The sequence below is a fragment of the Anabaena sp. PCC 7938 genome, assembly GCF_049315035.1.
GTDB lineage: Bacteria > Cyanobacteriota > Cyanobacteriia > Cyanobacteriales > Nostocaceae > Anabaena > Anabaena cylindrica.
Window position 1 is genome coordinate 3,263,362 of record NZ_CP186034.1, and the last position, 14,494, is coordinate 3,277,855.

Annotated in this window: 11 protein-coding genes and 1 CRISPR repeat array (1 of these 12 cut by a window edge); of the genes, 10 read left to right on the plus strand and 1 reads right to left on the minus strand. The window is 36.7% G+C overall.

The genetic code is table 11. The features are described from left to right. Positions 1-3,424: a CRISPR direct-repeat array (repeat unit 37 nt; unit sequence GTTTCAGTCCCCTTGCGGGGATTATTTATTTGGAAAC) (it extends 2,799 nt beyond the left edge of the window). Between the two features lie 380 nt (positions 3,425-3,804). Continuing rightward, positions 3,805-5,133, minus strand: a complete 1,329-nt coding sequence (locus ACOWPH_RS15080; protein WP_015216194.1) for a TIGR03985 family CRISPR-associated protein — start codon at positions 5,131-5,133, stop codon at positions 3,805-3,807. A 101-nt stretch (positions 5,134-5,234) separates the two neighbouring features. Here ACOWPH_RS15080 and ACOWPH_RS15085 point away from each other — a divergent pair, with 101 nt between their 5' ends. From ACOWPH_RS15085 to ACOWPH_RS15130, 10 genes are all read left to right on the plus strand, one after another. Continuing rightward, positions 5,235-5,540, plus strand: coding sequence for a CRISPR-associated protein Csx3 (locus ACOWPH_RS15085; RefSeq protein ID WP_015216195.1), 306 nt, complete (start codon positions 5,235-5,237; stop codon positions 5,538-5,540). Between the two features lie 62 nt (positions 5,541-5,602). Then, positions 5,603-6,523 (plus strand): hypothetical protein, encoded by a 921-nt coding sequence (locus ACOWPH_RS15090; RefSeq protein ID WP_015216196.1) that lies wholly within the window; start codon positions 5,603-5,605, stop codon positions 6,521-6,523. Beyond that, positions 6,520-8,817, plus strand: a complete 2,298-nt coding sequence (cas10, locus tag ACOWPH_RS15095) for a type III-B CRISPR-associated protein Cas10/Cmr2 (RefSeq protein WP_015216197.1) — start codon at positions 6,520-6,522, stop codon at positions 8,815-8,817. Before ACOWPH_RS15090 ends, cas10 begins: the two co-directional genes overlap by 4 nt. Next, on the plus strand, positions 8,814-9,524 hold the full coding sequence (locus tag ACOWPH_RS15100) for an RAMP superfamily CRISPR-associated protein (protein ID WP_015216198.1): 711 nt from the start codon (positions 8,814-8,816) through the stop codon (positions 9,522-9,524). The genes cas10 and ACOWPH_RS15100 overlap by 4 nt, the downstream gene beginning before the upstream one ends. After that, entirely contained in the window at positions 9,524-10,747 is a 1,224-nt protein-coding gene (gene csx10, locus ACOWPH_RS15105; protein WP_015216199.1) for a type III-D CRISPR-associated RAMP protein Csx10, read from the plus strand. Before ACOWPH_RS15100 ends, csx10 begins: the two co-directional genes overlap by 1 nt. Further along, complete coding sequence (locus ACOWPH_RS15110) at positions 10,744-11,163, plus strand: hypothetical protein (RefSeq protein ID WP_015216200.1); 420 nt, start codon at positions 10,744-10,746, stop codon at positions 11,161-11,163. The genes csx10 and ACOWPH_RS15110 overlap by 4 nt, the downstream gene beginning before the upstream one ends. A gap of 23 nt (positions 11,164-11,186) precedes the next feature. Then, positions 11,187-12,314, plus strand: coding sequence for a putative CRISPR-associated protein (locus ACOWPH_RS15115; protein WP_015216201.1), 1,128 nt, complete (start codon positions 11,187-11,189; stop codon positions 12,312-12,314). A 65-nt stretch (positions 12,315-12,379) separates the two neighbouring features. Continuing rightward, positions 12,380-12,946: a Uma2 family endonuclease gene (locus tag ACOWPH_RS15120; RefSeq protein ID WP_015216202.1), complete on the plus strand. Its 567-nt coding sequence runs from the start codon at positions 12,380-12,382 to the stop codon at positions 12,944-12,946. A gap of 24 nt (positions 12,947-12,970) precedes the next feature. Next, positions 12,971-13,837: a type III CRISPR-associated RAMP protein Csx7 gene (gene csx7 / locus ACOWPH_RS15125; RefSeq protein WP_015216203.1), complete on the plus strand. Its 867-nt coding sequence runs from the start codon at positions 12,971-12,973 to the stop codon at positions 13,835-13,837. A gap of 14 nt (positions 13,838-13,851) precedes the next feature. Continuing rightward, on the plus strand, positions 13,852-14,478 hold the full coding sequence (locus ACOWPH_RS15130; protein ID WP_015216204.1) for a hypothetical protein: 627 nt from the start codon (positions 13,852-13,854) through the stop codon (positions 14,476-14,478). Positions 14,479-14,494 lie beyond the last annotated feature (16 nt).

Sequence of the window (14,494 nt, forward strand, 5' to 3'; positions counted from 1 at the left end):
CCCCTGCGCTGGCACACCTTTATTGTGTCCCGTTTCAGTCCCCTTGCGGGGATTATTTATTTGGAAACACTGTTGCTGCAACTGGCACGGGCTTCGGTGTTAAGTTTCAGTCCCCTTGCGGGGATTATTTATTTGGAAACCCTAGACTATATGTAAACAAAGCTTACTATCCATTAGGAGTTTCAGTCCCCTTGCGGGGATTATTTATTTGGAAACTTTCCCGCTCTTAAAGGACTTGCTGAGGAAGCCAAGAAATTATGTTTCAGTCCCCTTGCGGGGATTATTTATTTGGAAACCCCCATCAGGGATAGAGACTCCAAACCAATCGTGTTTCAGTCCCCTTGCGGGGATTATTTATTTGGAAACTCAGAGGTTAATATGTCGATGTCGAACATTAATAAGTTTCAGTCCCCTTGCGGGGATTATTTATTTGGAAACTACCTATACAAAGTACCATCAATCTGGTATAGATCTTGGGGTTTCAGTCCCCTTGCGGGGATTATTTATTTGGAAACGCACAATTGCTTGGTCTTCCTAATAACATCATTGTGTTTCAGTCCCCTTGCGGGGATTATTTATTTGGAAACAATTGGGAATACGGCTTATATAGAAATATGGAAAATAGTTTCAGTCCCCTTGCGGGGATTATTTATTTGGAAACGCGACTTCTCTTAATCGCTTGCCTTGGCCACTGACAGGTTTCAGTCCCCTTGCGGGGATTATTTATTTGGAAACGGTAATTATCCAAATCCTACAATTTTGAATAATGAGTTTCAGTCCCCTTGCGGGGATTATTTATTTGGAAACATGCCCTTCACCGAAGTAGCACTAGCTATGTAATATTGACGTTTCAGTCCCCTTGCGGGGATTATTTATTTGGAAACCCAAGAATTATTTCAAGAACAATTATGCGATCGCTGGTTTCAGTCCCCTTGCGGGGATTATTTATTTGGAAACAATACTAGGTTATAGATGTCTGCATATTTTCTAACGCAGTTTCAGTCCCCTTGCGGGGATTATTTATTTGGAAACTAGAGAAGCAGGTAATTGAACACATAAGGAAGATAGGGTTTCAGTCCCCTTGCGGGGATTATTTATTTGGAAACATATATAGTGTCATCGTGCTATTATTAAAAATAATGTTTCAGTCCCCTTGCGGGGATTATTTATTTGGAAACGAACGATTTGAGTCTTGGCGAGTACATCCAGAAGAAAAGTTTCAGTCCCCTTGCGGGGATTATTTATTTGGAAACATTGTCGATGGCATTGTCGTTCGTGATGGGTTCCGATCCGTTTCAGTCCCCTTGCGGGGATTATTTATTTGGAAACGATGAATTAATCTATAATATAAGAAGTTAAGAAAATAGAGGGCAAAGTTTCAGTCCCCTTGCGGGGATTATTTATTTGGAAACTCGGCTTTACCAACTTCTTCACTTCTTCCTGATCGTGTTTCAGTCCCCTTGCGGGGATTATTTATTTGGAAACCGTGGGGGCTTCCTCTGTTTTAGCTGTTTCAACTTCACGTTTCAGTCCCCTTGCGGGGATTATTTATTTGGAAACTAGTAATTAAAACATGAGTGTCCCCCCAAAAGTTAATGTTTCAGTCCCCTTGCGGGGATTATTTATTTGGAAACATTTTTTGTTTTCAAAAATACTTTAAACAAGGTATTGAGTTTCAGTCCCCTTGCGGGGATTATTTATTTGGAAACCTGTGCGTCAGTTTGCATTGGATTTAGGGGTAGGTTTCAGTCCCCTTGCGGGGATTATTTATTTGGAAACAAGGAATCCAAGCAAGCCGCCCACCTTCATCTCCAAATTGTTTCAGTCCCCTTGCGGGGATTATTTATTTGGAAACAAATTCAGGTGTCCTAATAATCATATACATAGCGTTTGTTTCAGTCCCCTTGCGGGGATTATTTATTTGGAAACTTTCATCTCTGCATCTCCTTTGCTTTGGTTGTTTGTTTCAGTCCCCTTGCGGGGATTATTTATTTGGAAACCTGCTAATAATGACTTCACAGGCGTGATCGCTGGTAAGTTTCAGTCCCCTTGCGGGGATTATTTATTTGGAAACCTAGAAATACCCCATTTGGTTTGTTGAAATCTCTGATTTAAGTTTCAGTCCCCTTGCGGGGATTATTTATTTGGAAACTTTCCCAATGTTTGCAAAAGTTTGAGTTAATGCCCGTTTCAGTCCCCTTGCGGGGATTATTTATTTGGAAACTGGATGAGTTTTAAAATTCTCGGATGTCCGTTTTCAAAGTTTCAGTCCCCTTGCGGGGATTATTTATTTGGAAACGGGTGATGTAGATCCGACTGAGGATAATTTCTTAAAACTGTTTCAGTCCCCTTGCGGGGATTATTTATTTGGAAACATAAAATAGCGGTGATGTTTTAGATAGTCTCTTTAGGGGGTTTCAGTCCCCTTGCGGGGATTATTTATTTGGAAACTTTGGGTAAATCCTTAGTAATGATTGCTGGGATTATGGAGGTTTCAGTCCCCTTGCGGGGATTATTTATTTGGAAACCCTAAAGGTACAGTTACCGTCGAAACTGTAAAAGAAATGTTTCAGTCCCCTTGCGGGGATTATTTATTTGGAAACCAGGTGCATGAAGATTTACCCGTTGATTTCCACCTTGTTTCAGTCCCCTTGCGGGGATTATTTATTTGGAAACCAGGGGTTGTAACCAGTTATCAGAAGCCCAGTCAGATAGTTTCAGTCCCCTTGCGGGGATTATTTATTTGGAAACGGAAAACCACAAACAGATTGCAGCAGCGATCGCCAGTTTCAGTCCCCTTGCGGGGATTATTTATTTGGAAACTTAAGAGAAAAAGAAGCAAAGAGCTTTATTGCTCAGTTGAGTTTCAGTCCCCTTGCGGGGATTATTTATTTGGAAACTTTATTAAAAACAGTTGGAAAACCGCTGATATAACAGGTTTCAGTCCCCTTGCGGGGATTATTTATTTGGAAACATCTCAGGGGCATTTTGACAACAAACTTTCTACTTTGTTTCAGTCCCCTTGCGGGGATTATTTATTTGGAAACCGGGATTGCTTACCCAAGCCGATATAGATTTATTTTCTATAGTTTCAGTCCCCTTGCGGGGATTATTTATTTGGAAACAACTTTACAAAATCAATCTATTAGCAGCTTAGTAGATGCTGTTTCAGTCCCCTTGCGGGGATTATTTATTTGGAAACCAGGAAGAAAGGAGAATCAATCCAAGATTCAGGAAGGGTTTCAGTCCCCTTGCGGGGATTATTTATTTGGAAACACGGCAAGTTAAATTTCATCCCCAAGAAATTAGTAGGGTTGTTTCAGTCCCCTTGCGGGGATTATTTATTTGGAAACTTAGCTAACATCCTTTCTCAAAGTGTAGAATCCGGTTTCAGTCCCCTTGCGGGGATTATTTATTTGGAAACCCCGCCATCTGAAACATAATCTGGGGGCGGAATCTAGAGACGATTTTGGCAGACCTCTTAAAAAACCTCATTTCAGGCTTTGGGTTAACTGCCAACTGAAACTAATGAAACGCTGAAAGTATTCAATTATCAAGGTTCTGGCAATTTGGCGGATCTCCAGGGTTTTTGCCCCCGCTCTAGGTCTGCCAAATTTATCGCTATAGCGGTATGCATTTGAATTAAATACATCATAGCCCCCTCATCGCTTGCGGGGAGGGGGTTGGGGGTGGGGTTCTTGTATCTCACTCAACCGGGAACCGCTATATATTAAGGTTAAAATGTAGCAAGTTACTTGTCAAGATTTATTTGGTTACAAATAGTGAAGCATTAAATCGACTAAATTATATATGATAAAGTCCTATTTCTTTGGTAATATCAGCCGCAATTTTTTGTCTTAAATCATAAGGTAATAGAATTTCTACCTTTGGTCGCCAAGCTCGTAAACGCATGGTTACATTATTATCTCCATGTCGATATTGCAAACTATAATAAGCATCTTTTGGGGAACGATTTGCAAGAATTTTTAATAATTCTGCTTTTTGTTCTGGATTGATTACAGAATTTTCAATCAAGCTTTTCGCTTTTTGATAACTAATTAAATTAAATGTTTCATGTCGAAAGGTATCTTGAATGTAGCGGTCATGATATTCCCGGTCAAATCGTAATAGCATTAGTCGAGATTCTAAATAAAAATCAAACCCTAATGCTTTCGGCATTTGTACTTCAATTTCTTCGGGATTTGGTAAATTCCTTTTTTGATAACGCTGTTGTAGTGCCTTAGGAATGGCAGGATTTGTCCATGCAATTGGGGTAATATCTTCAATTCTATCTAAACGAAAATTATACCAATCTGTTTTTCTATCAGGACTTTCACCAAAAGCACAGAGATAAACTGCACGTTGTACATAGTAAATACAGACGGGATAAACTAAACATTCTACAGATTCTACCAATCTGGCACTGTTATAAATTAATTTAATCGGTGGAACTGGGGTTTGTGACCAAAGTTTGCGGAGTTCATATTGCCAGTTTTCAACTTTGTCTATGGCAGTGACTACATAATCTAGTTTAAAAAAGAAACGTTGAACACCAGCGATTTTTTGAGAAAGATTTTCTGCAATTTCTTCTAAATCTACTTGGTTGAGAAAATATAGTTCATTATAATTGTGTTTGGTGGTAATGGGACGAGAAGGTAAATGTTTTACTCGATGATATTTTTGTTCTCGATTTTCTAGCCAACCTAACTCTTCTAAAATTTGTAAATCGGCTTGTAAGGAACGACGAGTTATTCCAAATAATCGCTTTTGGAGGATTTCATCTAAATTAGTAATATGAATATGGGATAATAAAGAGTGCTGCCATTCTTCTTGATTTAATCCTGTGTGAGAATCAAATAACCATTCAGCGGTAGTTTTTGCACAATGACAGTGAGGATCATGGAATTGAGGAATTTTTTCTCCTTTAGGGTGTGTGGAATTGAAGAAGGTATTTTTCCAATCGGCTAAGGTAAAACCATCATTCAGTAATACCTGGTCTTGACCGTCTCCATATAAAGAACGTAACCACACCCACAACCGAACTGCACGCAGTAGGTTTTGTTTGAGAGAACCGCGTGCTAACCATTGCAGTAGTTCTACCTGGGGAAGATCAGAAAAATTTTGCTCAGACACTTAAATCTAGGAGTTTGGGTATTAGTCCAAGATAAACCAATCTGGAATAGGCTGCTTCCAATGCCATGTATGATGTGATAGTTGCTTACTAGGTAGAGGCGATGACTACTTACAACATTGATTTAAAAGATGATATTTTGCGGGTGAGTTTTGGTGAACCTGCCCAAAATGACCAGATTGTGAAAGATGCGGCTACGCGGTTGGAGGAGATGTCACGGTTGGGAGAATTAACGGGGGGACAACTGCTGAAGATTAATGGCCCTGTTTCTATTCCTGTCGCTTTTGTGTTGGCACATAAGTTATCTCATATTTACGGTGCGATCGCATTTTTTGATCCAAAACTCGGTAAATATGTGATTTCTATCACACACAATCCAGCATATAAGCTGGGAGACTTAATTGATTGAAGTTTTAATTAACGAAATTAGAAGAGTCTTGATTTAGTTATTTTCTAATTCAGCGCCATTTAATGAATACTTACCATATCAATTTAGACGGTGATGTTTTAAAAGTAGGATTTGGCGCTACTCTGACTACGGGTGATGAAATTGTCCGTGATGCAGCTGCCAGGTTGAATGAGATGATTGCTTGTGGGGAATTACCGGGGGGTTCGCTGATTAAAATTAACGGACGGACATCAGTACTGGTGAGTCAGGTGTTAGCTGATAAGTTATCTAAGTTATATGATGTCATTGCCTTTTTTGACCCCAAAATAGGCGATAAAGGTCTGGATAGATATGTTGTCACCATTAGTAAACACCCTGATTATCGAGTTGGGGATACTTTCGATGTGGTGCGGATTCAGCCACAGTCAAGTATCAAATTGGTGATTTGCGGGTTTGCAAATACGGGAAAAACTTGCTTCCGGGAAGGTTTAAAACAGGCGTTGTTGCAGATTCCTAATGCACCAGCATCCTATGTATTTTCTGGTTGTCCAGATGGGGATGGTTCTTGGTTTGGGGAAACTGCACGACGGGACGCAGATTTAGCCCAGAAGTTGAAGGCTGAATATAAGGCAGGTTTTACACGAGAGTTTGCAGAAGGGAAAGCGCAGGAAGTGAGGGGGATTAATACACCGATATTTGTGTTTGATGTGGGGGGAAAAATATCTGATGCTAACCGTTTGATTATGGGTGCAGCGACTCATGCGGTGATTTTGGTGAAGGATGTGGGTGATATTGCACCTTGGCAGGAGTTATGTAAATCGCTGGGTTTGTCGGTGGTGGCGATTATTTACAGTGATTATGACGGTGTAAATGATGTGATTGCACAGGAAACGCCGATTCTGAAAGGTAGTGTGCATCGGTTAAAACGTGGGGAGGATGTTTCTAGTCGTGCGATCGTTCGGGCTTTGGCAAATTTATTAGTGAGTATAGAGGATAAATCATGAATAACACAATCCACCCAATATCTATTGGTATAGCTTGGTGTTTAGCTTGGGGTAATGAACGTCAACCGCAGTTTGACATTACTGTTTTGCGGGAAATGTGCAAAGCTTTGAGGAATGGGGGAGAAGTTCCAGCAGCAGTAAGAACTATTGTTAAACAGGTTGAAGATTTGCAAGGTATTGATAAGGATGATTTTCCTGAAACTTTAGAAAAGCTAAAAAATGATTATCCTGATTTATGGAATCAAACTACCAAAATTGGTTTAGTTTATGGTGGTGTGACTAAGGTTAAACAGTATGTGTTTGAATCAGCAAAAATTCAAGAAGTGCGTGGTGCATCTGGGTTATTAGATAGAATTAATTTAATTGATTTACCAGCATTTTTTAATGATAAAGATGTTCCACAGATTTATAATGCTCAATGCAGTGATGTTAGAACATGGTTAAATAAAAACTTTCACAATACATATAAATTATCAGAAGTTCTCATTTCCGAATTAATCATCTATTCAACAGGTGGAAACATTCTGGCTTTTTGTCCTACTGCGTATGTTCATGACTTAGCTGATGCTATCGAAAAACGTTATACTCATGAAACATTAACAGCTAATTCCTGTGCAGTTGGTGATACATTTAGATTATTAGAAATTCGGTTTGGATTACTCAAAGAAAAAATAGAAGATACACCTTGGCTTGATTGGTATCAAAAGAATTACCAAAAACCAATTGTTCAGGCTTATTTTGGATTCCCTAAAAATGAAAATGAACGTTTAGAAGTATTTCAAAACCGCAAAAGCTTTAATGAAATAACCACCAAACTAGCGATTTTATTTAATCAACGACGTAGCGGTAATATTATTCCTGGACGAAATACCAACCGTCGATATCCAGTCATATTTGAAACCCATCCTTATTTAGTTAGAGATGGAAGCGATAGACGTTCTACTATTATGAGAGTAGGTGAAGGTGAATTACCAAGAGAAACCTATTTTTCTGAAGCATCAGTTAGAAAATATCTTGTTGGTGATAGAGCAAAAGATGGAGATACAGAGGAACCAAAATGGTATATTGATTCTAAATTAGAATGGCGTAGAGGTATATTTGAAAGCTGGGTCAAAAGATTTGATAGATTTTTAGAAAAGCATGACTATTTAAAAACCAAATATTATGGAAATCTCAAACCTAAAGATGTAGAAATTCCTAAAACATTAACTCATGTATCTAATGCTAGTAATGGCTTTGTAGCCTATATTTACGCAGATGGTAATAACATGGGTGGATATATCCAAAAAATTCGCACTCCTCAGAAATATAAAAAATTTAGTTTAGACGTAAGTGATGCTACAGAAGAAGCTGTTTTTCACGCAATAGCAGAAAACTTACATCCTCATGTTTTGAAAAATTACAATAATGATGAAGATCATAGATTTAAAAATGGTGATTTAGTGCATCCATTTGAAATTATTACTATCGGTGGTGACGACATTTTCATCATTGTTCCTGCTAACAAAGCCTTAGAAATTTCTCAAATGATAGGAGAGAAATTTGAAGAAATAATGATTGACAAATCAGATGAAAAAGCAGATTATAGAATTGAAGCCAATAAACCTGTAGATAAGAGAAACATTCACCGTTATCAACCACAAACAGCTAAAAACTCAGAATGTAAATTGAGTACATCCATAGGAGTTTTAATTACTGCTGTTAACACACCAATTTACTACGCCAAAGATTTAACAGAACAATTACTAAAATCCGCCAAAGAAAAGGCTAAGAAATTAAAGAAAGTAGAATACCACGGTGGAACAATAGACTTTCTAACTCTCAAATCAGTCAGTATGATTGCATCTAATGTTAAAGAATTCCGTAGTGAAGCATTAATTATCGAAACTTCCCCTAAATTAAGACTTTATGCAGCACCTTACACCTTACATGAAATAGGAGGATTGTTAAAATCCATTGCAGCATTGAAAAAAGCCAAATTCCCTAAATCACAACTTTACCAAATTCGTAGTTTATTAGAACGAGGTAAACACACAGCCATACTAAATTATCGGTATTTCCGAGTCAGACTTAAACAAGGTAAAGCAGAATTAAAAAGAGATTTTGAAGAAGTTTGGTGTTTACCAAAAGATGAAAATAATAATGGTAACTTAGCACCTTGGATGTATGAGTCAGAGGAAAAAATCTACGAAACAATTTGGCGCGATATGGTTGATATTTATGAATTTGTAGAAGAACCAGAAAGTGAAGAATCAGATAAATCAGAAAATGTAACAGCGGGGATTGAGTCATGATTAAATTAGAACAAATAACTAACTCAACCCAAACTAAAACCATTACCGCTATCATTGATACAGCATTATGTATAGGTGCTGGTGGTTCTTCCGGTTCACTCGCAGATAAACCCATAGTTCGCAACGCAGAAGGAAATTTACTCATTCCTGGTTCACAATTAAAAGGACGTTTACGCCATGAATGTGAGAAAATAGCCAGAGGTTTAAAATGGGATATTTGCTATTCTCCCAACCCGCAAACAATGTGTCCCCAAAGGGCAGGTTTAGATGGTAATTTTGTCAGAGAAGAGTATAAAATATCAGAAAATGACAAAAACCATCATTGTTTAATTTGTCAAATCTTCGGAAATCCGGTTTTACCTTCCCGCATCATAGTAGATGATTTGATTTGTGAAGAAGACCCTGATAACTTACCAGAAATTATCCGTCCTGGTGTAACTATAAACCGTCGTCGTCGCACCTCAGAAGAAAGCAAACTTTACTTTTTAGAAACATCACCAGCAAATACAAAATTGAGGTTTAAAGGTGATATTCATCTATTAAATGCACCTCCTTATACAGCACCATTAATTTTAGCCGGATTGAAACATATTAACGCTTTAGGTGGAAGCAAATCAGCCGGTTTAGGCTGGTTGACTTGGGAATTACCAGATTTATCAATAGCAGCAGAAGCATGGGAATTTTTAGCTAAAGGAAGTAGGGAATAATGAAAAAAATAAGTTTAGAAATTAAGGCTTTATCACCTTTAGCAATTGGACAAAAGAAACCAGGAGGTAACATTAGTGAAGTTGAAGATTGTATTCCGGGTTCTGTAATTCGTGGTGCAGTTGCTAGTCAGATATTGAAACAAACAAATCAAGAGATTGAACCAGATGATGATTTTTATAAATTGTTTTTAGGTGGAAATCCGGCAATTTTCCAAAATGCTTATCCAGGAGATGATAAAATTAAATCCGAAGTTATAGTCATACCTGCAACTGCGTTAAGTTCTAAAATAAGACCTGGATTTAGAACCAAAGGAGATGGTGTTTTCGACACTTTAATAGATCGCTTTTGTGCAGAAAATCATGGACAAATTTATGATTTTAACAGCCCGATAGAGGGTAATGAAGTAGAAGGAGATAGAGTAGATAATTTTCCTGGTTTTTATAGTCGAAAAAGCAGTAAATATTCTAAAAACTCTGCTAAAACTCGTCTATTAACTAGAGTAGGAATAAACCGACGACGTGCTACTTCTGAAGAAAGGGTACTTTACAGTATTGAAGTTTTAAATGAATCAAAAGAACAAAAAAAGGAAGCTGTCATATACACAAGCACAATTTTAGCACCTGATGATTTGGCTAATACCCTGCAAACATTTATTCATAATCATCAAGATAATTTCCGTTTAGGAGGTGCAAGTTCACGTGGTTTAGGAAAGGTAAAGATGACAGTCAAACCACCTCAAGAGATTGAATCAAAATTCAATTATCAAATAGATAAATTTAATCAAAAATTGCGTAAACGTTGGGATGAATGGGGTAATATTTTTGGTACAGTTTCCGACTTACCCGCAAATCGTATTTATTTCACCATTGATTTACAAGCGGATGCAATTTTAACAGAAAATTGGCAACGCACAACGGTAATTTCTGAAACAATGCTACAACAGTTTACAGGGGTGAAGGATTCATCTTTGCAACTTCACACTGCTTATAGTAGCTATGACTATCGTTCCGGGTGGAATGCTGCTTGGGGTTTGATGAAAGATGTGGAGTTAGTGACAAATAGAGGGGGTGTGTATTTATTTAGTACAGATAATAAAGACTCGTGGTTACAAGCTTGGGAAGATTTGGAAGTGTATGGAATAGGCGATCGCACTTCCGAAGGTTTTGGACAAGTACAAATCTGCAATGAGTTTCATTTAGTATTAAGAGAGGAAGCAGTATGAGTGAATTATCAACTCAACAACAATTAAAAATTCAAAAAGCTATCCGTCAAGCTGAGGATCATTTAGTCACATGGATTCAAGATGCTTTAGATAATCGTAGATCATACGGTAAGTTAGAAGAATCACAATTTCGTAATTTAGTAAGAGTTGCTGATACTACTGAAAGCACAGAAGTAATTAAAAACTTTCTTCATTATCAAGTTGGTAGAGATGAAAAATGGGGAAGAGGTCAAAATTCTTTAGCTGAAACCATCGTTTCAGATATTAATACAAGAATTAAACAGAAAGCTAAAGACATAGCTAAAGATGCTAAAAGTGACGATGTTAACTCAATTTTCTTAGAACTAACTCGTCGTTATTTAGGATACGGTGCGCGGTATTTAACCTACAAACTTAAAGGCGAAAATCAAGCATAATTAATTTCTAGGAGTTTCAAAATATGCAACGTTTAGTAATTTCGACAGTTGGGACAAGTTTATTAACTAATCAAATTGATCGAGAATATGAAGATGGCTATTATAAACGCTTACGAGATACTGCTAATTGTACTTCTGAAGAAGTTAAAAAATATCATGAAGATGTAGCAGATATCATCGAAGAACTCAAAGAAAGAGCAGAAGAAAAGCTGAATAGTAATGATATTGACAAAATTCGTGAGGCTAGTGCTGAACTCAATGGAATTTATGGCCTATATACAGATCAAATCAATCAAGCCGAGAAAGATATACATTGGTTAATAGCTAGTGATACTGCTCAAGATAAAGTAACAACAGAAATATTAAAGTCATTCTTAACTGAACAAGGATTAAGCATTTCCGATTATATACCTAAAGGTTTTTCAACTATTAGTGATGAAGCCTTTACACAAGGTATTGATGAACTACTTAATTGGTTTGAAGATACAATTCCTGGTTATCAAGATAGTGGCTATGAAATTTACTTCAACTTAGTAGGAGGCTTTAAAGCAATACAAGGATTTGCTAATACAATAGGTATGTTTTATGCTGATAAAATTACCTATATATTTGAAGGTAGTTCAGAACTAATTACAATTCCTCGCCTACCTATCAAAATAGATACAAAAGTAATTAAACCTGTAGAATTTACATTAATGGCGCAAGGTGCATGGATTAATTTAGAAATACTAGAAAAAGTTCCAGAAACTTTATTATTTATTGTTGATGATAAAGCCACATTAAGCACATGGGGTAGGCTAATTTGGAATAGAAGTAAAGGAGATTTTCTGAACGGTGATTTATTAGAAAAATTACCATATATCAAGTATGAAACATCATTCACAAAAGATTATGACAGCAGAAAAGAAAAAAATGAGAGAATTAAATTACAAGAAACATTAGCTAAAGTGTCTCATTTACTTATTAAAAGTAATGGTGATACTGCACCGTTAAAAGGTGATGGTGGTGTGTTATATGAAGTTTATCAAAATAAAGGTGGAATAGCTCATTTTCGAGTAACACAAGGTATAAGAGTTAGCTGCACTTCTTCATCTGGTGTATTAAATCTTCGCCGTTATGGTAAAGAACCAGAAGTTAATAACAACCCCTAAATATTATTTACTCAAAAAATAACAGATATAATCATGTTCCACTCCCTCAAAAATTACCTAAAAATATGATCTCCACTCCCGTCTCCACTGTAACCTCCTTAACAGACTTTCTGCAACTACCAGAAACAAAAACAGCGAGTGAATATATTGATGGTAACATCTACCAAAAACCGATGCCTAAAGGTAAACATAGTGCAGTACAAACGTTTTTAGCACCCGCTATTAATCAAATAGCTACACCCAAAAAAATAGCTCGCGCATTTACAGAACTGCGTTGTACCTTTGAAGGTCGTTCTATTGTTCCAGATATCAGTGTTTTTAATTGGGAATTAATTCCTCTTGATGATAATGGTGAAATTCAGAATGAGTTTACAATTCCTCCAAATTGGACAATTGAAATTTTATCACCGGAACAAAGTTCAACCCGTGTAATTAATAATATTTTGTTCTGCTTAAAGCATGGCACAGAATTAGGCTGGCTTATTGATCCTCAAGAACGCTTAATCATGACTTTTTTACCTAATCAATTACCAGAAGTTAAGCAGAATCAAGATATTTTACCTGTGTTAAATTCTTTGACAGAATGGGAGATATCTGTTGAGGATATATTTAGTTGTCTCCGGCTCAATTAATTAATAATTTAGTGGTATATTTATATGTTCGACACATTCAAAAACCGCCTAGAAATCACAGGTAAACTCACAACAATTACTGCACTACGCATTAGTGCGGGACGTTCTACAGAACCTATCGGAACAGATTTACCCGTCATCAAAGACGCATTAGGACAACCATTAATACCAGGTTCAAGCTTTAAAGGTGCATTAAGATCCCGTCTTGAAAGTTTCCTTAGAGGAATTGATTCTAGTTTTGCTGAAGATCCTGCTGATTTCACTAGTTCAGCTAGAAATAAGTACGTCAAAGATTTAAAAGAACAGCACAAAGATAATGATGAGGAGTTGACACAAAAACTTGTGGAAATGACTGATTTGATATCTCAACTCTTCGGTTCTCCCTGGATAGCAAGTAAATTTCAAGTCCGCGATTTGACTGTAGTACCTGATACATGGTTTGGACAATATCAAGAACGTGATGGAGTAGCAATTGATAGAGACACCGAAACAGCCGTAAATGGTAAACTCTATGACTTCCAAGTAGTACCAGCAGGAACACAATTTCAATTTCGTGCAGTGGTGGAAAATGCAGAACCTTGGGAACTGGGATTATTAATGATTGGGTTACACCAATTTGAAACAGAACAAATTCCTCTTGGTGGTGGACGTTCTCGCGGTTTGGGAGTTGTTAAACTAGATATTAGTGAGATGTGGTGGCTTGATGTTAATAACAATCCAAAAAAATTATTAACATATTTGACAGAATTAGTTAATAGTAGAATAGGAGATAAATTACCTAGTTATCAAGAAGGTAAAAATTTCAAGGATATTTGGACTCAAGCACTCATCAAGCACTTGACAGATGATAATATATCTAATAATTCTATAACCGCAACCCAAGCACAATAGTGAAGAGGTAAAAAATGGCTTTCAGTAATTTCAAAACCATCGGTGAAGTCCTCAAAGCATTTCAAGTTACCTACACAGAAGACAATTTTATCAGCGAAATTGCTTTTAAGATTTCTGATTACTTCCGTGAAGATTTAGAACTGATGATGCGAGATGCTGTTGTTGATAATTCAGAATTTGCTATCTGTGAAAATCTCATTTATCCTGTTATCAAAGAAGTTTGGAAAACCTACCGTCAACACTTTGTTTTATGGAGTCATCAATCATTAAACTATGATGAAAAATTATCAGGATTTCCTGAATATATTTTAGCTAAACGTTCTCCTTTAGGTAAAGTTATCTTTGATAAACCATACTTTATTTTAGTTGAAGCCAAACAGGATAACTTTGAAGGAGGTTGGGCGCAATGTTTAGCCGAAATGATCGCAGCGCAAAGATTAAATGGAGAATATCAAATCATTATTTTTGGTATTGTTTCTAACGGAGATCGCTGGCAATTCGGTAAATTAGAAAATGATAAATTCACCAAAAATAGCACTTATTACACAATTCAAGAACTAGATAAACTATTTGCTGTTGTTAATTTTGTATTCCAACAATCTGAATTACAGCTAAATAATTTAGTTTTATCTGCTGCTTAAATTTACCTGATTAAAA

Excerpts from the sequence above, each read along its gene's own strand:
- ACOWPH_RS15090 (WP_015216196.1), top strand. The coding sequence starts at position 5,603 with ATGAATACTTACCATATCAATTTAGACGGTGATGTTTTAAAAGTAGGA.
- ACOWPH_RS15085 (WP_015216195.1), top strand. The coding sequence starts at position 5,235 with ATGACTACTTACAACATTGATTTAAAAGATGATATTTTGCGGGTGAGT.
- cas10 (WP_015216197.1), top strand. The coding sequence starts at position 6,520 with ATGAATAACACAATCCACCCAATATCTATTGGTATAGCTTGGTGTTTA.
- ACOWPH_RS15110 (WP_015216200.1), top strand. The coding sequence starts at position 10,744 with ATGAGTGAATTATCAACTCAACAACAATTAAAAATTCAAAAAGCTATC.
- ACOWPH_RS15120 (WP_015216202.1), top strand. The coding sequence starts at position 12,380 with ATGATCTCCACTCCCGTCTCCACTGTAACCTCCTTAACAGACTTTCTG.
- csx10 (WP_015216199.1), top strand. The coding sequence starts at position 9,524 with ATGAAAAAAATAAGTTTAGAAATTAAGGCTTTATCACCTTTAGCAATT.
- csx7 (WP_015216203.1), top strand. The coding sequence starts at position 12,971 with ATGTTCGACACATTCAAAAACCGCCTAGAAATCACAGGTAAACTCACA.
- ACOWPH_RS15115 (WP_015216201.1), top strand. The coding sequence starts at position 11,187 with ATGCAACGTTTAGTAATTTCGACAGTTGGGACAAGTTTATTAACTAAT.
- ACOWPH_RS15100 (WP_015216198.1), top strand. The coding sequence starts at position 8,814 with ATGATTAAATTAGAACAAATAACTAACTCAACCCAAACTAAAACCATT.
- ACOWPH_RS15130 (WP_015216204.1), top strand. The coding sequence starts at position 13,852 with ATGGCTTTCAGTAATTTCAAAACCATCGGTGAAGTCCTCAAAGCATTT.